22 protein-coding genes and 1 tRNA gene are annotated in these 20,926 nt (G+C 51.0%); 17 read left to right on the top strand and 6 right to left on the bottom strand.

Going from position 1 to position 20,926, the window contains the following annotated elements; all coding sequences use genetic code 11:
- The first annotated feature begins 1 nt into the window (after window position 1).
- The 8 genes from sfsA (at window position 2) to panD (ending at window position 6,910) form a co-directional block, all read left to right on the top strand.
- Complete coding sequence (gene sfsA, locus DUT67_RS05840; RefSeq protein WP_113631572.1) at window positions 2-706, top strand: DNA/RNA nuclease SfsA; 705 nt, start codon at window positions 2-4, stop codon at window positions 704-706.
- A gap of 392 nt (window positions 707-1,098) precedes the next feature.
- Window positions 1,099-1,554 (top strand): RNA polymerase-binding protein DksA, encoded by a 456-nt coding sequence (dksA, locus tag DUT67_RS05835; protein ID WP_005969032.1) that lies wholly within the window; start codon window positions 1,099-1,101, stop codon window positions 1,552-1,554.
- Window positions 1,555-1,681: 127 nt separating this feature from the next.
- The gene (gene gluQRS, locus DUT67_RS05830) at window positions 1,682-2,650 is read left to right on the top strand and encodes a tRNA glutamyl-Q(34) synthetase GluQRS (protein WP_113631571.1); all 969 of its coding nucleotides are present in this window, start codon (window positions 1,682-1,684) and stop codon (window positions 2,648-2,650) included.
- A 139-nt stretch (window positions 2,651-2,789) separates the two neighbouring features.
- On the top strand, window positions 2,790-4,202 hold the full coding sequence (gene pcnB / locus DUT67_RS05825) for a polynucleotide adenylyltransferase PcnB (protein ID WP_223254562.1): 1,413 nt from the start codon (window positions 2,790-2,792) through the stop codon (window positions 4,200-4,202).
- Complete coding sequence (gene folK / locus DUT67_RS05820) at window positions 4,202-4,699, top strand: 2-amino-4-hydroxy-6-hydroxymethyldihydropteridine diphosphokinase (RefSeq protein WP_113631570.1); 498 nt, start codon at window positions 4,202-4,204, stop codon at window positions 4,697-4,699. Before pcnB ends, folK begins: the two co-directional genes overlap by 1 nt.
- Before the next feature lie 116 nt (window positions 4,700-4,815).
- A complete protein-coding gene (panB, locus tag DUT67_RS05815) occupies window positions 4,816-5,610 on the top strand; it encodes a 3-methyl-2-oxobutanoate hydroxymethyltransferase (protein ID WP_113631569.1) in 795 nt (264 codons plus the stop codon).
- Between the two features lie 47 nt (window positions 5,611-5,657).
- A complete protein-coding gene (panC, locus tag DUT67_RS05810) occupies window positions 5,658-6,512 on the top strand; it encodes a pantoate--beta-alanine ligase (RefSeq protein ID WP_113631585.1) in 855 nt (284 codons plus the stop codon).
- 17 nt (window positions 6,513-6,529) lie between these two features.
- Window positions 6,530-6,910, top strand: coding sequence for an aspartate 1-decarboxylase (gene panD / locus DUT67_RS05805; RefSeq protein WP_039325177.1), 381 nt, complete (start codon window positions 6,530-6,532; stop codon window positions 6,908-6,910).
- Between the two features lie 69 nt (window positions 6,911-6,979).
- Here panD and DUT67_RS05800 read toward each other — a convergent pair whose 3' ends face one another.
- Window positions 6,980-7,750, bottom strand: a complete 771-nt coding sequence (locus DUT67_RS05800; RefSeq protein WP_039307158.1) for an ABC transporter permease — start codon at window positions 7,748-7,750, stop codon at window positions 6,980-6,982.
- Complete coding sequence (locus DUT67_RS05795; RefSeq protein WP_113631568.1) at window positions 7,747-8,685, bottom strand: ABC transporter ATP-binding protein; 939 nt, start codon at window positions 8,683-8,685, stop codon at window positions 7,747-7,749. The genes DUT67_RS05800 and DUT67_RS05795 overlap by 4 nt, the downstream gene beginning before the upstream one ends.
- A 403-nt stretch (window positions 8,686-9,088) precedes the next feature.
- Between DUT67_RS05795 and can the strand changes: the two genes are divergently transcribed.
- Window positions 9,089-9,730 (top strand): carbonate dehydratase, encoded by a 642-nt coding sequence (can, locus tag DUT67_RS05790; RefSeq protein WP_005969011.1) that lies wholly within the window; start codon window positions 9,089-9,091, stop codon window positions 9,728-9,730.
- Window positions 9,731-9,789: 59 nt separating this feature from the next.
- Here the strand turns inward: can and hpt are convergent, their stop codons facing one another.
- The gene (gene hpt, locus DUT67_RS05785) at window positions 9,790-10,323 is read right to left on the bottom strand and encodes a hypoxanthine phosphoribosyltransferase (RefSeq protein WP_189339462.1); all 534 of its coding nucleotides are present in this window, start codon (window positions 10,321-10,323) and stop codon (window positions 9,790-9,792) included.
- A 152-nt stretch (window positions 10,324-10,475) separates the two neighbouring features.
- On the opposite strand from hpt, the gene DUT67_RS05780 reads away from it, so the two are divergent.
- Entirely contained in the window at window positions 10,476-10,910 is a 435-nt protein-coding gene (locus DUT67_RS05780; protein WP_113627953.1) for a GNAT family N-acetyltransferase, read from the top strand.
- On the opposite strand, the gene DUT67_RS05775 is transcribed toward DUT67_RS05780, so the two are convergent.
- Window positions 10,911-11,996 carry an ABC transporter ATP-binding protein gene (locus DUT67_RS05775; protein WP_113631566.1) on the bottom strand — a complete coding sequence of 362 codons (1,086 nt, stop codon included), beginning with the start codon at window positions 11,994-11,996 and terminating at the stop codon, window positions 10,911-10,913.
- A gap of 4 nt (window positions 11,997-12,000) precedes the next feature.
- Window positions 12,001-13,686 carry an iron ABC transporter permease gene (locus DUT67_RS05770; protein WP_113631565.1) on the bottom strand — a complete coding sequence of 562 codons (1,686 nt, stop codon included), beginning with the start codon at window positions 13,684-13,686 and terminating at the stop codon, window positions 12,001-12,003.
- 369 nt (window positions 13,687-14,055) lie between these two features.
- Between DUT67_RS05770 and DUT67_RS05765 the strand changes: the two genes are divergently transcribed.
- The 7 genes from DUT67_RS05765 (at window position 14,056) to nrdF (ending at window position 20,604) form a co-directional block, all read left to right on the top strand.
- Window positions 14,056-14,403: a YacC family pilotin-like protein gene (locus DUT67_RS05765; protein WP_011094845.1), complete on the top strand. Its 348-nt coding sequence runs from the start codon at window positions 14,056-14,058 to the stop codon at window positions 14,401-14,403.
- A 108-nt stretch (window positions 14,404-14,511) separates the two neighbouring features.
- The gene (speE, locus tag DUT67_RS05760) at window positions 14,512-15,375 is read left to right on the top strand and encodes a polyamine aminopropyltransferase (RefSeq protein ID WP_113631564.1); all 864 of its coding nucleotides are present in this window, start codon (window positions 14,512-14,514) and stop codon (window positions 15,373-15,375) included.
- 45 nt (window positions 15,376-15,420) lie between these two features.
- On the top strand, window positions 15,421-16,215 hold the full coding sequence (gene speD / locus DUT67_RS05755; protein ID WP_113631563.1) for an adenosylmethionine decarboxylase: 795 nt from the start codon (window positions 15,421-15,423) through the stop codon (window positions 16,213-16,215).
- Between the two features lie 600 nt (window positions 16,216-16,815).
- Window positions 16,816-17,055 (top strand): glutaredoxin-like protein NrdH, encoded by a 240-nt coding sequence (gene nrdH / locus DUT67_RS05750; RefSeq protein ID WP_011094848.1) that lies wholly within the window; start codon window positions 16,816-16,818, stop codon window positions 17,053-17,055.
- A gap of 10 nt (window positions 17,056-17,065) precedes the next feature.
- The gene (gene nrdI / locus DUT67_RS05745) at window positions 17,066-17,473 is read left to right on the top strand and encodes a class Ib ribonucleoside-diphosphate reductase assembly flavoprotein NrdI (protein ID WP_010280810.1); all 408 of its coding nucleotides are present in this window, start codon (window positions 17,066-17,068) and stop codon (window positions 17,471-17,473) included.
- Window positions 17,452-19,617, top strand: coding sequence for a class 1b ribonucleoside-diphosphate reductase subunit alpha (nrdE, locus tag DUT67_RS05740; protein WP_113631562.1), 2,166 nt, complete (start codon window positions 17,452-17,454; stop codon window positions 19,615-19,617). Before nrdI ends, nrdE begins: the two co-directional genes overlap by 22 nt.
- Window positions 19,618-19,641: 24 nt before the next feature.
- Window positions 19,642-20,604 (top strand): class 1b ribonucleoside-diphosphate reductase subunit beta, encoded by a 963-nt coding sequence (gene nrdF / locus DUT67_RS05735; RefSeq protein WP_048261654.1) that lies wholly within the window; start codon window positions 19,642-19,644, stop codon window positions 20,602-20,604.
- 121 nt (window positions 20,605-20,725) lie between these two features.
- On the opposite strand, the gene DUT67_RS05730 is transcribed toward nrdF, so the two are convergent.
- Window positions 20,726-20,802 (bottom strand) — tRNA-Asp (locus DUT67_RS05730).
- Between the last annotated feature and the right edge of the window lie 124 nt (window positions 20,803-20,926).

Raw genomic sequence — 20,926 nt, 5'->3', positions numbered from 1 at the left:
TATGGACTATACCCCACGTTTACAGCCCGCCCAGTTAATTAAACGTTACAAACGCTTTTTGGCCGATGTCGTGACGCCGGAGGGTAAGATGCTCACGCTGCACTGTGCCAATACCGGTGCAATGACGGGCTGTGCGACACCCGGTGATACCGTCTGGTATTCAACGTCCGATAACCCTAAACGTAAGTATCCACAAAGTTGGGAACTGACTGAAACGCAACAAAATCACTGGATTTGTGTCAATACTCTGCGTGCCAACACATTATTGTATGAAGCCTTATTGGAAAATCGCATAGAAGAGCTGGCGGGCTATCCGGACATAAAAACGGAGGTCAAATACGGTACGGAAAACAGCCGAATCGACCTGATTTTACAGGCGCCGGACAGGATTGACTGCTATATTGAGGTGAAATCCGTCACATTATTGCAACATGAATGTGGTTACTTTCCCGATGCGGTTACACTCAGAGGGCAAAAGCATCTGCGTGAACTGCAACAGATGGTTTCCAATGGAAAACGCGCTGTTCTTTTTTTTGCCGTTCTCCATTCAGGGATCCAGCAGGTTTCTCCCGCTCGGCATATTGATTCACGCTATGCGGAATTATTTATCGAAGCGCAGCAGACAGGGGTTGAAATTTTATGTTACGGCTCCACATTATGCCCTGACGGTATTAAATTGACGCATAAGCTACCGTTGTTGGGATGAAGCACAAGCATTGCATAACACGCCGAACGTACCACCAAAGGCGTAACACATTGTTTATTATTTAATGTATACCCTAAATAATTCGAGTTTCAGGAAGGCGGCAAGGGAAGGAGTCCCGATGAGCTTACATAGGTAAGTGATTCGGGTGAACGAACGAAGCCAACGCACATGCAACTTGAAGTATGACGGGTACAAGCAGGTTGTTCCTGACACTTTATCAGGCCGGTGTCAGGAAGCATTGCCAACCCCATCTTCATCTGCTATTTATAGCGGCCTGTTTTTTCCCCCTTTGGGGGCCGATATACCCAGATAGCTGGAGTTATGGTCAACAACGCCGCAACTTCACTGCATAAAAGGGTATTATGCGTGTCGTGTTATGTAGGAGAAGCAACATGCAAGAAGGGCAAAATCGTAAGACATCTTCTCTAAGCATTCTCGCAATTGCCGGAGTAGAGCCGTACCAAGAGAAGCCGGGCGAAGAGTATATGAACGACGCTCAGCTGGCTCATTTCAAGCGTATTCTTGAAGCATGGCGCAACCAACTCATGGATGAAGTGGATCGGACTGTATCGCACATGCGCGATGAAGCCGCTAATTTTCCCGATCCCGTGGATCGCGCGGCGCAGGAAGAAGAGTTCAGTCTCGAACTGCGTAACCGTGACCGTGAGCGCAAGCTGATCAAGAAAATCGCCAAAACCCTGGTGAAAATCGAAGATGAGGATTTCGGATTCTGCGAATCCTGTGGCGTCGAGATTGGCATTCGCCGTCTGGAAGCTCGTCCGACTGCCGATCTGTGTATCGACTGCAAAACGCTGGCAGAGATACGCGAAAAGCAAATGGCGGGATAATTTTCCTGTCCAGAATCGGCTCCTGCCACTCGCAGGGGCCGTCTTCGCATAATTTACCGCTGATGAATGACATTCATCATTCTATCTTCTGTCTGAATAAACGCTGACGAGATAGCACCAACCTCTTATGTCTGTGACCGATTGTTTTACCCAAACTAGTAGTTTTACCCAAAGTAATCATTTTACTGACACTCATCGTTATGTCGGGCGTTTTGCTCCCTCTCCCTCTGGTGACCTGCATTTTGGCTCACTGATCGCCGCACTAGGTAGTTATCTTCAGGCTCGCTCCCAACAAGGGCGCTGGCTAGTACGCATTGAAGATATCGATCCTCCACGGGAAATTCCCGGAGCCGCTTCCCGCATACTGGCACAGTTAGAGCACTACGGTCTGCACTGGGACGGTGATGTGATTTATCAGTCACAGCGCTATGCGCGCTATCGCGAAATTCTTCAGCAGCTTCAACAGCAGGGAATGAGCTATTACTGCACCTGTACACGTAGCCGCATTCAGCAGTTGGGTGGGCACTATGATGGCTATTGCAGAACGCGCAACCTGCCCGCCGACAACGCCGCGCTACGCTTGCGCCAGACAACGCCGGTATTTCATTTTCACGATAAATTGCGTGGCGATCTGTATGCCGATAAGGCTCTCGCTCAGGAAGATTTTATTATCCACCGTCGCGACGGGCTGTTTGCTTATAATCTCGCCGTGGTCATCGACGATAACGATCAAGGTATTACGGAGATCGTGCGCGGTGCCGATCTTATCGAACCGACGGTTCGGCAAATTTCGCTCTATCAACAGTTGGGTTATGCGATCCCCACCTATATTCATCTGCCTCTGGTTCTGAACACAGAGGGAAATAAGCTTTCCAAACAGAATCACGCCCCCGCACTGCCGGACAGCGATCCACGTCCCGTGTTGCTTGCGGCGTTGCAGTTTTTAAATCAACCACTGCCGGAAAATGGGCAAGAGATGGCACTTTCCGCCCTTCTGGCATGGTCTGTCGCGCACTGGTCGCTTGATATCGTCCCGCTACAGGCGGTAATAAACGCATCCACGATCACATCGGCATTCTCAAAGGGACATTGGTGAGCTATGATTAGCCGCTATTTTTCGTGACGCGCCATACTTGACCGTCATTTTTGCAGGCCGTCGTCGGGGTGACGTCAAAAACGTCTTCCGGAAGTTTTTTGCTGTGCCGTTGATTTTTCCATCACTATCGAGGTGTATTATCTTTTCCCGAGTTGCTAATTTTTGTCGTAAAGTACTGAATCGTGAGAATGAAATGGTCGTATCAGAGGAACCGCGTCAGCATCTGACGGTAATCCCGCGTGACCAACATACTATTTCACGCAGTGACATCAGCGATAATGCGCTGAAAGTACTTTATCGCCTGAACAAAGCGGGCTACGAAGCTTATCTGGTTGGCGGCGGCGTACGCGATCTGCTGCTGGGCAAAAAGCCGAAGGATTTTGATATCACCACTAACGCTACGCCCGATCAGGTGCGCAAGTTATTTCGCAACTGTCGTTTGGTAGGGCGCCGTTTCCGTCTCGCACATATTATGTTCGGGCCTGAGGTGATTGAAGTTGCCACGTTCCGTGGTCACCACGAGCAGCATCAGGAGCAGCAAGAAACCAAAAATTCTTCTCAGCAGGCTCAGAGTGGCATGCTGCTGCGCGACAACATTTTTGGCTCGGTTGAAGAAGACGCCCAACGCCGCGATTTTTCTATCAATAGCCTCTATTACAGCATTTCTGATTTCAGCGTACGCGATTATACCAATGGCCTGAACGATCTGCGTCAGGGCGTTATCCGTATGATTGGCGATCCTGAAACGCGCTACCGTGAAGATCCGGTGCGCATGCTGCGCGCAGTCCGTTTCGCCGCCAAGCTGAACATGACCGTCAGCCCAGAAACCGCCGAACCGATTCCTCGTCTGGCTGCCTTGCTGCACGATATTCCTGCAGCGCGAATGTTTGAAGAATCGCTGAAACTGCTTCAGTCAGGCTACGGTTATCCAACTTATAAAATGCTGTGTGAATACCAGCTGTTCCAGCCGCTTTTCCCGTTGCTGAGCCGCCATTTCACACCAAACGGTGATTCCACGCTGGAGCGCATGGTTGCTCAGGTGTTGAAAAACACCGATCAGCGTTTGCAAAACGATATGCGGGTAAATCCGGCATTTTTGTTCTCCGCCATGCTGTGGTATCCGCTGATTGAACATGCGCAAAAACTGGCTCAGGAAAGTGGTCTGGCCTACTTAGATGCGTTCGCGCTGGCGATGAACGATGTGCTGGACGAACAATGCCGTTCTCTGGCGATCCCTAAACGTATTACCTCTTTAGTCCGTGATATCTGGCAACTGCAAATGCGCCTGTCTCGTCGTCAGGGTAAACGCGCTTATAAGCTGATGGAGCATCCTAAGTTCCGCGCCGCGTATGACCTGCTTTGCCTGCGCGCCGAGATTGAAAACCATCAGGAGCTGCTGCGTCTGGCTCAATGGTGGGGAGAATTCCAGGTTGCCGCGCCGCCGCGTCAGCAAAATATGCTTAAATCGCTGGATGATGGCCCGACACCACATCGTCGCTCCCGCCCTCGTCGGCCGCGTAAACCGACTACGGCACGCAGGGATCCAGCCTGATGGCACGCGTGTATCTGGCGCTGGGCAGCAATCTTGCCCAGCCTTTGCAACAGGTACGCGCCGCATTGGCTGCGCTGGATGCGATTCCACAGACTCGCGTCGTTCGCTGCTCTTCGTTTTATCGTAGCCGCCCGCTCGGCCCACAGGATCAGCCGGATTACCTTAATGCCGTCGTTGAGCTGGAAACTGAATTAGCCCCCGAGTCGTTGCTCGATCGCACACAGGCGATTGAGCTGGAACAAGGTCGCGAACGCAAGGCACACCGATGGGGTCCGCGTACGTTGGATCTGGACATTCTGCTGTTCGGTGATGCCATCATCCAGACAGAACGTTTGACGGTACCGCATTACGACATGAAGAATCGTGAATTCATGCTTTATCCGCTCGCGGAAATCGCCCATGAACTGACGTTCCCCGACGGCGAAACACTCGTCCAACGGTTAACCCATGTCGACCGCAATGGTCTGACATTGTGGGACAACAGCAATCCCGCCTAATCCATAATAAAGCCTGCATACAAGTAGATTGAAGCATGGCGGGTATATCGCTACACGTCGGCTTACATTAGAATGTTCCCCTCGATTCTTCGCCCTATTGACATAGGAAGACCGTCATGAAACCGACGACTATCTCCCACTTGCGCCAATGGAAACAAGAGCAGCGAAAATTCGCTACGATAACGGCTTATGACGCCAGCTTCTCTCGTTTGTTTTTTGAACAAGGCATTCGCGTGATGCTGGTGGGTGACTCTCTGGGAATGACCGTGCAAGGTCACGATTCCACATTGCCCGTGACCACACACGACATCGTTTACCATACGCAGTGTGTTCGCCGTGGCGCACCGCTGGCTCTGGTTCTCTCCGATATGCCTTTTATGACCTACGCCACGCCAGAACAAACGTTCAGCCAGGCCGCAGAACTGATGCGTGCCGGTGCTAATATGGTGAAGCTGGAAGGCGGAAGCTGGCTTGCCCCTACGGTAAAAATGCTGACCGAACGTGCCGTGCCAGTTTGCGGTCATCTGGGTCTGACGCCGCAGTCCGTTAACATCTTTGGTGGCTATAAAATTCAGGGTCGAAGCGAAAGCGATGCCAACCAGTTGCTGGCCGATGCCCTCGCGCTTGAAGAAGCCGGTGCGCAGTTGCTCGTGCTGGAATGCGTACCTGTCGCGCTGGCCAAACGCGTAACAGAAGCGCTGTCGATTCCGGTGATCGGTATAGGCGCAGGCAATGTTACCGACGGACAGATTCTGGTCATGCATGATGCTTTAGGCATTACCGGTGACAGCACGCCTAAGTTTGCCAAGAACTTTCTGGCGCAAAGCGGTGACATCCGCGCCGCAGTACGCCTGTATGCGCAAGAAGTCGAACAGGGTATTTATCCGGCCGAAGCGCATTCGTTCCATTAAAGAACACAAATTCCACTAATCAGACTGTTTTTTTAAGGAGTATGGGTGTGTTGATTATCGAAACCCCTCTGCTGCTGCGCCGCGAAGTCCGTCGCTGGCGTCAGGAAGGGAAACGTATTGCTTTGGTTCCCACCATGGGTAATTTGCATGATGGACACATGACGCTGGTCGATGAAGCCAGAGCGCGTGCCGACATCGTTATTGTCAGCGTTTTTGTCAATCCCATGCAGTTTGAGAGGCCAGATGATTTAGCCCGCTATCCACGGACGTTGCAGGAAGACTGCGAGAAATTGAACCGCCGTGGTGCCGATCTGGTTTTCGCACCGAGCCCGGATGTGATATACCCAAATGGACTGGGTTCGCAAACATTTGTCGATGTGCCCGGCCTGTCTTCCATGTTGGAAGGTGCCAGCCGTCCCGGTCATTTCCGAGGCGTAGCCACCATCGTTAGCAAGCTGTTCAATCTGGTACAGCCGGATTTGGCCTGCTTCGGCGAGAAGGATTACCAGCAGTTAGCGCTGATTCGGCAGCTTGTTCGCGATATGGGCTATGACATTGATATCGTCGGCGTCCCTATCGTGCGTGCAAAAGACGGTTTGGCATTAAGTTCACGTAATGGCTATCTCTGTGCTGAAGAGCGCCAACTGGCACCACAACTTTATCAGTTGATGATGGAACTGTCGGCGCAGTTGGATAACGGCGATCGCCAGATAGATACATTGCTGGAACAAACGGCAGAGAAATTGCGCGAAGCAGGCTTTACGCCTGATGAACTGTTTATCCGCGATGCTGATACGCTGCAGCCATTGAGCGCTGCCAGCACGCGTGCCGTGATTTTGATGGCTGCCTGGTTAGGCAAGGCCAGATTGATTGATAACCACCAGGTCGATTTGACTGTATGAACCGAGGTAACAAAGCGATGATACGTACCATGCTGCAAGGCAAGCTGCACCGGGTGAAAGTAACTCAGGCCGACTTGCATTATGAAGGCTCTTGCGCCATCGATCAGGATTTTATGGATGCCGCAGGCATTCTGGAATACGAAGCGATTGATATCTACAACGTTGATAACGGTCAGCGTTTCTCTACCTACGCGATTGCAGGCGAAAGAGGCTCACGTATTATCTCTGTGAACGGCGCCGCCGCTCGCTGCGCCTGCGTGGGCGACAAGCTGATTATCTGTTCCTACGTGCAGATGTCGGACGAACAAGCCAGAAGCCACAACCCTAAGGTTGCCTATTTCGCTGGCGATAACGAGCTGCAACGTCAGGCCAAAGCCATTCCGGTTCAGGTCGCCTGAACTCAGTATACGGCGAGCAAAAGGCGGTGTTACCACCGCCTTCTCATCAAGCTATGTATAACTGACAAACTACGTCCGCAGCCCGCGTCCACGTTCAATCAACCACCAGACCAGCAGATAAAACACCACGATAAAGGCAATTAGTACCGACATCGTAAACAGCAGCGGCACATCCTGAATCCCGAGGAAGCCATAGCGGAAACCGCTAATCATGTACACCACTGGATTCAGTTTGGAAATGGCCTGCCAGACAGGCGGCAACAGCGTTAACGAGTAGAACACGCCGCCCAGATAGGTCAGCGGCGTCAACACAAACGTCGGAATCAGGCTGATATCATCAAAGGTTTTCGCAAACACTGCATTCAGTAATCCCGCCAGCGAGAACAGCGTCGCCGTCAGTAACAGCGTCAGAACGATGATCCACCAGGCATGAACATGCAGCGGAACGAAGAACAACGACACGGCAGTAACCAGTACACCAACGCAGACACCACGCGCGATTCCCCCACCAATATAACCCGCAATAATCACATGCGTTGGCACCGGTGCGACCAGTAACTCTTCAATATTGCGCTGAAACTTGGCGCTGAAAAAGGAAGAGGCCACATTGGCATACGCGTTGGTAATCACCGCCATCATGATCAGACCCGGCACGATAAACTGCATGTAAGTGAAACCATGCATTTCACCAATACGTGAGCCGATCAGGTTGCCGAAAATAATAAAGTACAGTGTCATGGTGATCACTGGTGGCACCAGCGTCTGAATCCAGATCCGCCCAAATCGGGTCACTTCTTTAACCCAAATACTCTGTAGCGCCACCCAATACAAATGCATCATGCCTTTTCTCCCTTACCGTTCGCCCCGTCCCCATTAACCAACGTGACAAACAGCTCTTCCAACCGGTTAGCTTTATTACGCATACTTAATATTGTTATCCCTTGCGCGCTTAGCTGGCTGAATAACGCGTTCAGGCCTTGCTCGCGCATCACATCCACTTCCAGCGTTGACGTATCTGTCAGGCGGAACACATAACCTTCAATCTGTGGTAGCGGGCTTTTCGCCGCCAGATCGAAAATAAACGTTTCGGACTTAAGCTGAGCAAGCAACTGCTTCATCGAGGTATTCTCCACCAGCTCTCCCCGCTGGATGATCCCGATGTTGCGGCACAGCATTTCCGCTTCTTCCAGATAGTGCGTCGTCAGGATAATCGTGGTGCCCTGCGCATTCAGCTCCTTCAAAAAGCCCCACATGGAACGACGTAATTCGATATCCACACCAGCGGTCGGCTCATCAAGAATCAGCAGCTTAGGCTCATGCATTAACGCACGTGCGATCATCAAGCGACGCTTCATCCCGCCGGACAACATCATCGCTTTTTCGTTACGTTTCTCCCACAGATCCAGCTGTTTCAGGTATTTTTCGGCACGCGGCAACGCATCCTGACGTTTAACGCCATAGTAACCCGCCTGATTAACCACGATCTGTAATACGGTTTCGAAAGGATTGAAGTTAAATTCCTGCGGAACCAACCCCAGTTGGCGCTTCGCATTGACTTTATCCAGTTCAAGGTCGTAGCCAAAGACGCGAACTTTACCGGCAGTTTTGTTCACCAACGAGCTGATAATCCCAATCGTGGTCGATTTTCCTGCGCCGTTCGGCCCCAGTAGCGCATAGAAATCCCCCGCTTCCACGTTCAGGTCGATTCCCCGTAACGCCTTGACGCCTCCCGAATAAGTTTTGGTTAGTTGCGCCAGTTCCAGTGCATATGTCATAAGAAATGGATTGCCTTATTATCAGTGAGTTCTACAGATTCGAAGTGTGACAAATAAATACTCTAAATAATTCAAGTTTCAGGACAAAACGTTAACGTTTTGAACAACGCAACGCGTTGGCCCTTTAGGGCGATGCTCAACCATGAGCATCGTAACGCGGCAAGAGAAGGACAAATTCGTCGGGAACGAATTTGACCAGCCAACGGCTGGCATCCGGTGAGAGACAGGATGTCTCTCATTTCATCCCGATGAGCTTACTCAAGTAAGTGATTCGGGTGAGTGAACGCAGCCAACGCACATGAAATTTGAAGTATGACGAGTATAAACTATCGTTTTTCAAACGACGCATGTTGCCTTATATTACTCCCCACTGCCCCTTGTTTGTTACAGGTCATTTACTTTCATGAAAGAAATTGAAACGCTCATCGCGAACAACCAGCTTTGGTCTAAAACGATGGTGGAAGAGGATCCTGGCTATTTTGAACGTCTGGCGCAGGCACAACGTCCTCGTTTTCTATGGATTGGATGCTCGGACAGTCGCGTACCTGCGGAAAGTCTGACAAGCCTTGAACCTGGTGAGCTGTTTGTTCACCGTAACGTCGCAAATCTGGTCATTCACACCGATCTCAATTGCCTGTCAGTTGTACAGTATGCTGTCGAAGTTCTCGAAGTCGAACACATCATCATCTGCGGCCACTACGGCTGTGGCGGTGTTCAGGCGGCGGTGGAAAACCCTGAATTGGGTTTGATTAACAACTGGCTGCTGCATATCCGTGATTTGTGGTACAAGCATAGTTCGCTGCTGGGGGAATTGCCTCCCGAACAGCGCCTGAATACGCTCTGTGAAATCAACGTTGTCGAGCAGGTTTATAACCTCGGCCACTCCACCATCATGCAGTCCGCATGGAAGCGTGGGCAAAAAGTCACAATCCACGGTTGGGTTTACGGTATTCAGGATGGCCGTCTGCGCGATCTGGAAGTGACTGCGACCAACCGAGAGACGCTAGAACAGCGTTATCGCCGCGCGATTTCCACGCTGTCTTGATTCGCTGTCTGACGCCCACTCGCTGGGCGTCGCTCACGGCATCGGCCTTATCTTGGCTGTTATTCTTGCGGAACAACCTTGCCGACGTAAGGTAAATGGCGATAGTGCTGAGCATAGTCGATACCGTAACCCACGACGAACTCATCAGGGATCGAGAACCCAACCCACTCCACTTTCACTGCCACTTCACGGCGCTCCGGTTTGTCCAGCAACGTACAGATAGCCAACGATTTCGGCTCACGCAGTTGCAGAATTTCCCGCACTCTGCTCAGCGTATTGCCCGAGTCGATGATATCTTCGACGATCAATACGTCCTTACCGCGAATATCTTCATCCAAATCTTTCAGGATTTTAACATCGCGCGTACTGTTCATACCGCTGCCATAGCTGGATGCAGTCATGAAATCTACTTCGTGAGGGACATCGATCGCCCGGCATAAATCAGCCATAAAGATAAACGATCCGCGTAATAGCCCCACCAGCACCATATCGCTGCCGCTATCGCGGTAGTGTCCGCTGATCTGTTGCCCCAGTTCGGCAACCCGCGCCATCACTTCCTGCTCAGAAATCATGACTTCCACGGTATGTTTCATCATACTGATAACTCTTTGAAGTAAGGTATTCAGCACCATCGGCAAAATGACAGACTCATTATCGATGATGCGCCAATGCTGATGTTTAAATCAGTCTGGGCAGTGCCCAGGCGCGCGAAGTATATCAGAAACCACACCATGAAGGAGACATCATGAGCACACCACCTGTGGATGTTTGCTACAAAGTGAACGCCCCGCTTTCCAGCCAGCAGTTCGTTGAGCTCTTGGCGAAAACCTCATTGGGACCGCGCCGTCCGCTGGATGATGAGACGGCGATTGCAGGTATGCTTAAGCACGCCAACCTACTGGTTTCCGCATGGCAAGGGGAAACACTGGTTGGCATTGCGCGCAGCGTGACGGATTTTCATTTTTGCTGTTATCTGTCCGATCTGGCGGTATCAGACGACTGTCAGCATGCGGGAATAGGAAAGAAGCTGATTCAGCAAACCGCCCAGCAGTTGGAAAAAGGCTGCAAAATTATTTTGCTGGCCGCACCGCTGGCGGTGGATTACTACCCGAAATTGGGGTTTGAAAAGCACAACAGCGCTTGGCTCATGCCTGCATCAGATCTGCACTCAGAGGCGTAATCATTTCGTTTCGGGGCTTTCAGCCGTATTGCTGACGGTCGGTAAAGCAGGATACAAGACCGGAGGATCCGTCTTAATGCTTAAACGCACCTGCTGTCCTGGTTCAAACCAGTTGCCGGTCTGCACCAGCAGCATCAGCTCTCCCAGCTTCACCCGATACAAATTTGACGTGCCCATAAATAATCGATCTTCGATCGACGCCGGGCCATCGGGATCGAGCGCGAGCGCTACATCTGCCGGACGCACCATCCAATCGCACTGCGAATCGATCGACTGATTGAGCGGATGTGTCGCGTGGTGATCGCCCAATGGGCTCTGCCATTGATGGTCGCTCATAATTTTCACAGGCAAATAGTTCGTATTCCCCATAAAATCAGCCACAAAGCGGCTATTCGGACGATGATACAGCTCGGATGGGTAGCCCTGCTGCATGATCTTCCCTTCATCCAGCAGAATCAGATGGTCGGCGCAGGCAAAGGCTTCCTCTCTGCTATGAGTGGCGAAAACCGCCGCGACATGACGCTGTTTGAGAACCTGCCGTAACTCGGTGATCAGGCGATAGCGAGTCTGGCTGTCCAGACCTGGAAATGGCTCGTCCAGCAGCAATAGCTTTGGCTCACAGGCCAGCGCACGGGCAATCGCCAAACGCTGCTGCTGTTCATTAGATAACTCGTGTGGATAACGCGCAGCGACATCATCCAACTGCAAGAGCGCCAGCATCTCCGCACAGATGGGCTTCACCTCGCTTTCCGGGCGGCCATATAAACCAAACGCAATATTGCCTTCCACGGTGAGATGCGGAAAAAGCGCATAGTCCTGAAAAATCAGTCCAATCTGACGCAGTTCAGGCAAGACATATTCCTGCGGTGAGCTGACAGGCTCTCCCTCTAGCAAAATCTTGCCCTGAGTAATCGGCAGCAGGCCCGCGATCACCTGTAATAGCGCCGTTTTACCGCAGCCGTTCCTGCCCAGCAGACAGATAGTCTCATCATTGCGCACGGCAAATGAGATGTTCTCCAACACGGGAGACTGCTGCAACGTACAACTTACCGCCTGAACGCTCAGAATATCTATCGACGCGGCCATGTGACTATCCTTTTATATTCAGTGCGCGATTCAGCCAGAAAACCGGTATCAGCCCTACCGCGACTAACATCAGCGCTGGAAAAGCCAATGACGCAATCTGCTCACTCGCCGTAAAGCGAAAAACATACGTTGCCAACGTATCAATCCCAAAAGGACGCAGCAGCAGCGAGATATTCAGCTCTTTCATACTTTCAGTGAAGATCAGCAACGCCCCGATGAACATGCTGCGACGCAGCAGCGGAATATGTACGCGTGACCAACGGTTAAGGGGAGAAGCCCCCAGCACGAGACTCGCGCTGTCCAGCGACCTTGGAATGGCTTCCATACTGCGCTCAAGACTGTCCAGCATCAGACGTCCAAATTTAACGCTATAGGCAACAATGAGAATAAATAGCGACCCTGCCAGCAAAGCGTCCGCACTGGGAAGCCCGGCAGCGCTGGCAAACAGATTTATTCCGCTATCCACCAGCGACAGCAAGGTAAACAGCCCGACGGCTAGTACCGCGCCAGGTAAGGCAAAACTCAGGCTAACCAGCCGAACCGGCGTCTGATTGGCGAACACGCCAGCCGTGCGTGTGTAGAAGATAAACGACAGTGTCATTAACGTAATGATGATGGTCGCCGTGGCGGACGCCAACAGGCTATTCATCACCGCGTGGAGGAATGCCATATCCCATATCGACATCATGTGTCGGATAGCGAGAAAGAGTAGATATAGAACTGGCAACAGGAACGACAAACAAACAACGCCCCAGCAATAACAGCGAACCGCCCTGCTGCGCCAACCACTCAATACAGGCGGCACAACCAGAGAGGAATTCGCTTGAGCTTGATAAATTTTCTGCTTCCGACGCCAGAGATTAACCAGAAACATCAAGAGAAAAATCGCGGGCAGAATCAATACCCCAAGGCGCGCGGCTGCCCCCAAATCGCCCTGTCCCTGCCAGATATCCAGCACCTGTGTTGTCATGGTTGGAATACCCAGATAAGACGCCGCACCATAATCACCCAATGTCTCGACCACCACTAACGCACCACCACAGGCAATCGCCGGCAGTGCAATAGGCAAACATAAGCGGCGGAATACCTGAGCGCGCGTCTGATTCAGTAAGCGAGCTGAATGAATCAGACTGGCAGGTTGTTTTACTAACGCTTCACGCACCAACAGGTAAATGTAGGGATACAACACCAGCGCCAGAACCAAACTCACACAGCCAAGTGAAACGGGTAGCCCAGCAACGTAGGATTCTCCCCACGGCGATGCTATCCGCAGTCCTTCTTCCCTTAACAACAGGAACAGGTGCCGTAACGCATCGGTATAAAGGTAAGCGAGCAGGAAAGCAGGCATCGCAAGCGGCAGGCAAAGCGCCCATTGCAATACGCGATGGCCGGGAAAGCGGTACATGGCGATAAACCAGGCCGAAGGCAAGCCAAACAGTAGACTGAAGAAAAGCGTCCCCATTACGATGGCTGCAGAATGTATCAGGTAAGTGGGTAAACCGATTTGCCACAGTTGCGCAAACCCCAGTCCGCTGGCAAAAAAAGCCTGATAAAAAACCGTCGCTAAAGGAAGCAGCAACAGTCCCGCCAACAACCAACTACTGACGCGCCAGACACCGGAGATCATAGAATAAAAACTGTATTGGATGAGATCGCTGTTATTAATAACAGAGCCTGACAGCCGCGTCATCGTATCAAACAGCGATAAATAGGCTCTAATCCTACGATTAACCCAAGATGATTTTCATTACTTAGCATCGATAAAATAAATGTTAATTATTTCAAAAGATTACACTCATGCGCTTTCCATCTTCTCAGTACTTATTTTTTATCACGATCCCCTAAATAATTCGAGTTGTAGGGAAAAACGTGAGTATTTTTCACCACGTACAGCCTGAGCCCGACAGGACGAGGTCCACGAATGAATAAAGTAACAAAACCAACGCCCATGCAGCTTGAAGAATAGCGCGGGATATCAGATGTTTCCCGTAAGAAAACTTGGAATCCCATGGGATATCTGTGATAACGTCATCTGACGATATTTGGAACAGGTTCAACCATGAAAAACTCTGCGCTGGCTCTGCTCCTGCTAAGCCTGATGAGCTTCTCTTCCGCCAGCAAGGCGCTGAATGAATTTGAAGCGGAAGATCTGGCCGATCTGACCGCGATCTTTGTCTATCTGAAAAACCACTGTGGCTATCAAGACCTGCCGAATGAGCAAATTCGTCGGACGCTGGTTGCCTTTGCTCAGCAGAATCGCTGGGACCTCAGCAACTACAACGCTTACGACATGACGGCAATGGGTGAAGACAGTTATCGCGATCTCAGTAAAATCGCTATCCCGACACCGAAGAAATGTCAGTCTCTGGCACGTAATTCACTTGGCTTGCTCTCCTACGCACAATAATTCCTTTGCTCCTCCGCATTGACTGAAAGTTGACCGTGCAAGCGGTAAAAGAGTCGGCTATGATGGCGCGCCAATTTTCATGGCTGTTATCGCGGAGGAAGCTCTAACATGTCCCAGAAAGAAATTTGGTATGAAACCCTGCATGCCAACTTTGGCCAGTATTTTTCGGTTGATCGCGTGTTGTATCACGAGAAGACCGATCATCAAGATCTCATCATCTTCGAAAACGACGCATTAGGCCGCGTGATGGCGCTTGATGGCGTGGTGCAAACCACCGAGCGCGATGAATTCATCTATCACGAAATGCTCACCCACGTTCCTCTTCTGTCGCATGGCAACGCCAAACGCGTACTGATTATCGGTGGCGGCGATGGCGGCATGCTGCGGGAAGTCAGCCGACACCGCGGTGTCGAGCAAATCACGATGGTGGAAATCGATGCTGGCGTGGTGGAATTCTGTCGCCAGTATTTGCCCAACCACAGCGCGGGTAGCTATGACGACCCACGTTTTAAGCTGGTGATCGATGACGGCGTCAACTTCGTCAGACAGTCCAGCGAAAAGTTTGACGTCATTATTTCCGATTGCACCGACCCCATCGGCCCTGGCGAGAGCCTGTTCACCTCAGATTTCTATCAGGGTTGCGCCCGCTGCCTGAACGAAGGCGGGATCTTTGTCGCTCAGAATGGCGTGTGTTTCCTGCAACAGGATGAAGCCATCGGCAGCCATAAAAAACTCGGCCACTATTTTAATGATGTCAGCTTTTATCAGGCGGCGATCCCGACGTATTACGGCGGCATTATGACATTCGCCTGGGCCAGCAATAACCCGGCACTGCGCCAGATAGATGCCGCAACCCTGCGCCAGCGTTTCTCGCAATCCGGCATCACCTGTCGCTATTACACGCCTGATGTTCACATCGGCAGCTTTGCCCTGCCACAGTATCTGTTGAGTGCGCTACAGAATGCGCAATAATCCATCACTTAGGGTAATCACACAGCCACAAGGGGGTGACGTAAATTGCACAAGCTGAAGCTACACGGCTTTAACAACCTGACGAAAAGCCTGAGTTTTTGTATCTACGATATCTGTTACACCAAAACGGCCGACGATCGCGATGGTTATATCGCCTATATCGATGAGCAATATAATGCTAACCGTTTAACAGAGATCCTCACTGAAACCTGCTCAATTATCGGTGCCAACGTCCTTAACATCGCGCGCCAGGACTATGACCCACAAGGCGCTAGCGTAACCATTCTGGTCAGCGAAGAACCTATCGATCCGCGTGACGTGGACACATCAGAACACCCTGGCCCGCTGCCTAACTCCGTCGTTGCGCATCTGGATAAAAGCCATATCTGCGTTCATACCTACCCGGAAAGCCACCCCGAAGGCGGGCTTTGCACCTTCCGCGCAGATATCGAAGTTTCTACCTGTGGCATAATCTCACCGCTGAAAGCGCTGAACTACCTCATCCACCAGCTTGAATCCGATATTGTGACCATTGACTATCGCGTGCGGGGATTCACTCGTGATGTTAATGGCATAAAGCATTTTATCGACCATCAAATCAACTCAGTCCAAAACTTCATGTCCGAGGATATGAAATCGCTCTATCACATGATGGACGTGAACGTGTATCAGGAAAATATCTTTCATACCAAGATGTTATTGAAAGACTTCGACCTTAAGCATTACCTGTTCAACGTCAGCCCAGAAGAACTCAGCGCTGCCGAACGGAAAAGAATCACCGATCTGCTGTATCACGAAATGCAGGAGATCTATTACGGCAGAAACCTGCCCGTCCTGTAATCGACCGCCAAAGGCAGCGTTGCTGCCTGATACTGCTGACAAAGCCTGCCATGCGGTAATAACGGATAGATCGTAAAGACGCTGTGAATACATCCCTGTACGCTCGAGCCGCGACATCCTTGTCGCGGACGCTTTACTCTTCTATTCCGTTACTACCGTTTTCGTTCGGTAAATAAGTTTGTCGACAGCCTTTGGTAAATAGAGCTCCTGAGACATCCGCGGCTATCAGACATTGTCATCAACCAGCATCACGGTTTTATTCTGATCGAGCAAAAGTCGTTCTTTCTATTTCCTCCTCCTTCCCTTTTCGTTTTTTCGCACACTATTTCGTCAAGAATGATGTGCATCACATTTATTTCTTTCTGCATTTTTTACTTGCATTCTCTAACGGCCTTGCCACATCTGGGTTCGCGTTAATTTAGATAAGGCCAACTAAAAATCATATATCTTGTGTGGTTGAAATTTTAAATGCCTACATCTAGTATTCCTTGTGTGGCACTCGCGTAACGGGTCGCTACCCAGTGGATCGGTTCGGGTGAACGCGCCCTGAAGATAGCCGCTCCGACATACTTCTTTCACGCCAAAGGGTAAATACGAATCATGCGTATTACTATTTTCACCAAGCCAGATTGTGTTCAATGCAACGCCACATGTCGTGCGCTGGATAAGCAGGGAATTAACTATCAACTGGTGGACTTAACTGAAGATGAACAGGCGTTACAGCAGGTAAGAGCGTTGGGCTATCAGCAGGTGCCCGTCGTGATGACGGCCAATGACCATTGGAGCGGCTTCCGCCCAGATAAGATCAGTACTCTGAACGCCGCCCTGCAATTGCAGTAAGGGAGGCACTATGAACCCGCTGGTCTATTTCTCCAGCCAGTCGGAAAACACGCATCGCTTCATTTCCAGGGTTGGTTTACCAGCCCTGAGAATTCCGATAGCGACAGAACAGCCTGCATTGAAAGTTGATCGCCCCTATATTCTGGTTGTCCCCAGCTACGGCGGAGGCAGCACGAAAGGGGCAGTGCCGCGTCAGGTCATCATCTTTCTCAACGATCCGCACAATCGCGCTTACCTGCGCGGCGTGATTGCCGCAGGCAATACCAATTTCGGTGCAGCGTACTGCATCGCCGGTGACATCATCGCGCAGAAATGTCAGGTGCCCTACCTGTACCGCTTTGAATTGCTAGGCACAGCAGAAGACGTTGCAAATGTGCGTAAGGGAGTAACTGAATTTTGGCAACAACAGACCACGTGAGTGTAAAGGCAACCAAGGCCGAAGCGGAAGCCCACTCGCTCGATTACCATGCGCTGAATGCCATGCTGAACCTCTACGACGCGGAGGGAAATATCCAGTTCGAGATGGATAAGCTCGCGGCACGCCGTTATTTCCTACAGCATGTGAACCAGAACACCGTGTTTTTCCACAATCTGGAAGAAAAACTGCGTTATCTGGTTGAAGAAGGCTACTACGAAGCGGACGTGTTGGATCAATACAGCTTCGATTTCATCAAGAGTCTTTTCCAGCAGGCTTACGCTCACAAGTTTCGCTTTCAAACCTTTCTGGGTGCATTCAAGTACTACACTGGCTATACGCTCAAAACCTTTGATGGCAAACGCTATCTGGAACGCTATGAAGACCGTGTCTGCCTCGTAGCACTCGCCCTCGCCAAAGGGGACACCGTACTGGCTAGCGCGCTGGTCGACGAGATCATCAGCGGGCGCTTCCAGCCTGCCACGCCGACGTTCCTCAACTGCGGTAAAAAGCAGCGCGGTGAGTTGGTCTCCTGCTTCCTGCTCCGTATTGAAGACAATATGGAGTCGATTGGTCGAGCGATTAACTCCGCGCTTCAGCTCTCAAAACGCGGTGGCGGCGTAGCCTTCATGCTCAGCAACATCCGCGAAACCGGCGCGCCAATCAAGCGTATTGAAAATCAGTCGTCCGGCATTATTCCTATCATGAAAATGCTGGAAGACGCCTTCTCCTACGCCAACCAGCTTGGCGCACGTCAGGGGGCTGGTGCGGTATACCTCAATGCGCACCACCCGGATATTCTGCGTTTCCTGGATACCAAACGGGAAAATGCCGACGAGAAAATCCGTATCAAGACGCTGTCTTTGGGCGTAGTCATCCCCGATATCACGTTCCAACTCGCCAAGAATAATCAGGTGATGTACCTGTTCTCACCTTATGATGTCGAACAGGTTTACGGGGTGCCGCTGTCAGAAATTAGCGTGACCGAAAAATACCATGAGATGGTCAACGACAAGCGCATCCGTAAATCCCAAATCAAGGCCCGCGAGTTCTTCCAGGTTCTCGCCGAAATCCAGTTCGAATCCGGTTATCCCTACATGATGTTTGAGGATACGGTGAATCGCGCGAATCCGATTCACGGCCGCATCAATATGAGCAACCTGTGTTCTGAGATTTTGCAGGTTAATGATGCCAGTCTGTACGACGACGATCTCGGCTATCGCCATATTGGCAAAGACATCTCCTGCAACCTCGGTTCGATGAATATCGCCAATGCGATGGCATCGCCTGATTTCGGCCAGACGGTTGAAATGGCGATCCGCGCACTGACCGCTGTTTCCGATATGAGCCACATCAGTTCTGTGCCGTCTATCGAAAAAGGTAACGACGAATCGCACGCGATTGGTTTAGGTCAGATGAATCTGCACGGCTACCTGGCGAAAGAGCGTATTTTTTACGGCACAGAAGAAGCCATCGATTTCACCAATATCTATTTCTACACCGTCGCTTTCCACGCGATTCGGGCATCGAATGCGCTAGCGATAGAGCGTAATCAGCGCTTCTCAGGCTTTGAGCTCTCCAAATACGCCACAGGCGAGTATTTTGATAAATACATCGAACAGCAGTGGGAACCAACGACAGACCGCGCACGTGAGCTGTTTGAACAGGCTGGCATCCACATTCCCAACCAGCAAGACTGGGCAGCGCTGCGCGAATCTGTGATTGCACACGGTATTTATAATCAGAACTTGCAGGCTGTTCCGCCGACTGGTTCGATTTCGTATATCAACCACTCGACATCCAGCATCCACCCGATTGTGTCACGCATCGAAATTCGTAAAGAGGGCAAGATTGGTCGCGTCTACTACCCTGCCCCTTACATGAACAACGACAACCTGGAGTATTACCAGGACGCCTATGAAATCGGGCCGCAGAAGATCATCGACACCTACGCCGCCGCAACGCAGCACGTCGATCAGGGGCTGTCGCTGACGCTATTTTTCCGCGATACCGCCACCACGCGTGACATCAATAAAGCGCAGATCTATGCCTGGACCAAGGGCATTAAAACTATTTATTACATTCGCATACGGCAAATGGCGCTGGAAGGCACCGAAGTTCAGGGCTGTGTGTCCTGTGCGCTATAAGCCATCGCGGAAGGAAATCGAAACATGACCGCACTCACTCGCGTCCAGGCGATTAACTGGAACAAAATTGAAGACGACAAGGATTTGGAAGTCTGGAACCGGCTAACGTCTAATTTCTGGTTACCAGAAAAGGTGCCGCTCTCTAACGATATCCCGTCGTGGAGCACGCTAAATACCCGCGAACGTCAGTTGACGATTCGTGTGTTCACCGGCCTGACGCTACTGGATACCATCCAAAATACGCTAGGCGCACCAACGTTAATGCCCGATGCGGTGACGCCGCACGAAGAAGCCGTGCTGTCTAACATTAGCTTTATGGAAGCCGTGCACGCTCGCTCTTACAGCTCCATTTTCTCAACGCTGTGCCTGACCAGCGAAGTGGATGATGCTTATCGCTGGAGCGAAGAGAATCCGGCACTACAGAAAAAATCCGACATTATTCTGTCGCACTACCGTAGTGACGATCCGCTGATGAAAAAAGTCGCCAGCGTGTTTCTGGAGTCATTCCTGTTCTACTCTGGATTTTACCTGCCGATGTACTGGTCAAGCCGCGCCAAGCTGACCAACACGGCGGATTTAATCCGGCTTATCATTCGTGACGAAGCCGTACACGGCTACTATATTGGCTACAAATTCCAGAGAGCACTAGCGAAGGCCGATCCCGCTCGCCAGCAGCAGGTAAAAAACTTCGCTTACGACCTGCTACAGGATTTGTACGATAACGAGGTGCTGTATACACAGGAACTCTATGACGGCGTGGGTTGGACGGAAGATGTGAAGAAATTCCTTCACTACAACGCCAACAAAGCACTGATGAATCTGGGCTATGAAGCGTTGTTTCCCGCCAGCATGACGGATGTGAATCCTGCGATTCTCTCGGCGCTATCGCCAAATGCCGATGAGAACCACGACTTCTTTTCTGGCTCCGGTTCGTCTTATGTGATCGGTAAAGCCGTCAACACCGAAGACGAAGATTGGGATTTCTAAAAAAATGGCCACCGCGTTCTGCGGTGGCCATTTTTCTACAAGCTATTTTCTACAGCTCTTTTTTATAAGGGCTATAAATGAAAAAACCCTGAATCATTGCTGATTCAGGGTCTCCAATAAGTGGCGGAACGGACGGGGCTCGAACCCGCGACCCCCTGCGTGACAGGCAGGTATTCTAACCAACTGAACTACCGCTCCACTCGTGCTCACTGAGCGGGATGAATACTAAGATGATGGCACTATTACGTCAATGCTTTTTATAACTAACCGTTTCTATTTGTTTATAATTTCATCTTACTGACTATTTTCTCACCCAAGGCAT

The sequence above is a fragment of the Pectobacterium peruviense genome, assembly GCF_003312355.2.
In the GTDB taxonomy this organism is placed as follows: Bacteria; Pseudomonadota; Gammaproteobacteria; order Enterobacterales; family Enterobacteriaceae; genus Pectobacterium; species Pectobacterium peruviense.
Note: the sequence above shows the minus strand (reverse complement) of the source record. Positions and strands in the feature narration are given on the sequence as shown.

Coding starts and splice junctions, on each gene's coding strand:
- sfsA (WP_113631572.1), top strand. CDS start 2: ATGGACTATACCCCACGTTTACAGCCCGCCCAGTTAATTAAACGTTAC.
- dksA (WP_005969032.1), top strand. CDS start 1,099: ATGCAAGAAGGGCAAAATCGTAAGACATCTTCTCTAAGCATTCTCGCA.
- gluQRS (WP_113631571.1), top strand. CDS start 1,682: ATGTCTGTGACCGATTGTTTTACCCAAACTAGTAGTTTTACCCAAAGT.
- folK (WP_113631570.1), top strand. CDS start 4,202: ATGGCACGCGTGTATCTGGCGCTGGGCAGCAATCTTGCCCAGCCTTTG.
- panB (WP_113631569.1), top strand. CDS start 4,816: ATGAAACCGACGACTATCTCCCACTTGCGCCAATGGAAACAAGAGCAG.
- panD (WP_039325177.1), top strand. CDS start 6,530: ATGATACGTACCATGCTGCAAGGCAAGCTGCACCGGGTGAAAGTAACT.
- DUT67_RS05800 (WP_039307158.1), bottom strand. CDS start 7,750: ATGATGCATTTGTATTGGGTGGCGCTACAGAGTATTTGGGTTAAAGAA.
- DUT67_RS05795 (WP_113631568.1), bottom strand. CDS start 8,685: ATGACATATGCACTGGAACTGGCGCAACTAACCAAAACTTATTCGGGA.
- can (WP_005969011.1), top strand. CDS start 9,089: ATGAAAGAAATTGAAACGCTCATCGCGAACAACCAGCTTTGGTCTAAA.
- hpt (WP_189339462.1), bottom strand. CDS start 10,323: ATGAAACATACCGTGGAAGTCATGATTTCTGAGCAGGAAGTGATGGCG.
- DUT67_RS05780 (WP_113627953.1), top strand. CDS start 10,476: ATGAGCACACCACCTGTGGATGTTTGCTACAAAGTGAACGCCCCGCTT.
- DUT67_RS05775 (WP_113631566.1), bottom strand. CDS start 11,996: ATGGCCGCGTCGATAGATATTCTGAGCGTTCAGGCGGTAAGTTGTACG.
- DUT67_RS05770 (WP_113631565.1), bottom strand. CDS start 13,686: ATGACGCGGCTGTCAGGCTCTGTTATTAATAACAGCGATCTCATCCAA.
- DUT67_RS05765 (WP_011094845.1), top strand. CDS start 14,056: ATGAAAAACTCTGCGCTGGCTCTGCTCCTGCTAAGCCTGATGAGCTTC.
- speE (WP_113631564.1), top strand. CDS start 14,512: ATGTCCCAGAAAGAAATTTGGTATGAAACCCTGCATGCCAACTTTGGC.
- nrdH (WP_011094848.1), top strand. CDS start 16,816: ATGCGTATTACTATTTTCACCAAGCCAGATTGTGTTCAATGCAACGCC.
- nrdI (WP_010280810.1), top strand. CDS start 17,066: ATGAACCCGCTGGTCTATTTCTCCAGCCAGTCGGAAAACACGCATCGC.
- nrdF (WP_048261654.1), top strand. CDS start 19,642: ATGACCGCACTCACTCGCGTCCAGGCGATTAACTGGAACAAAATTGAA.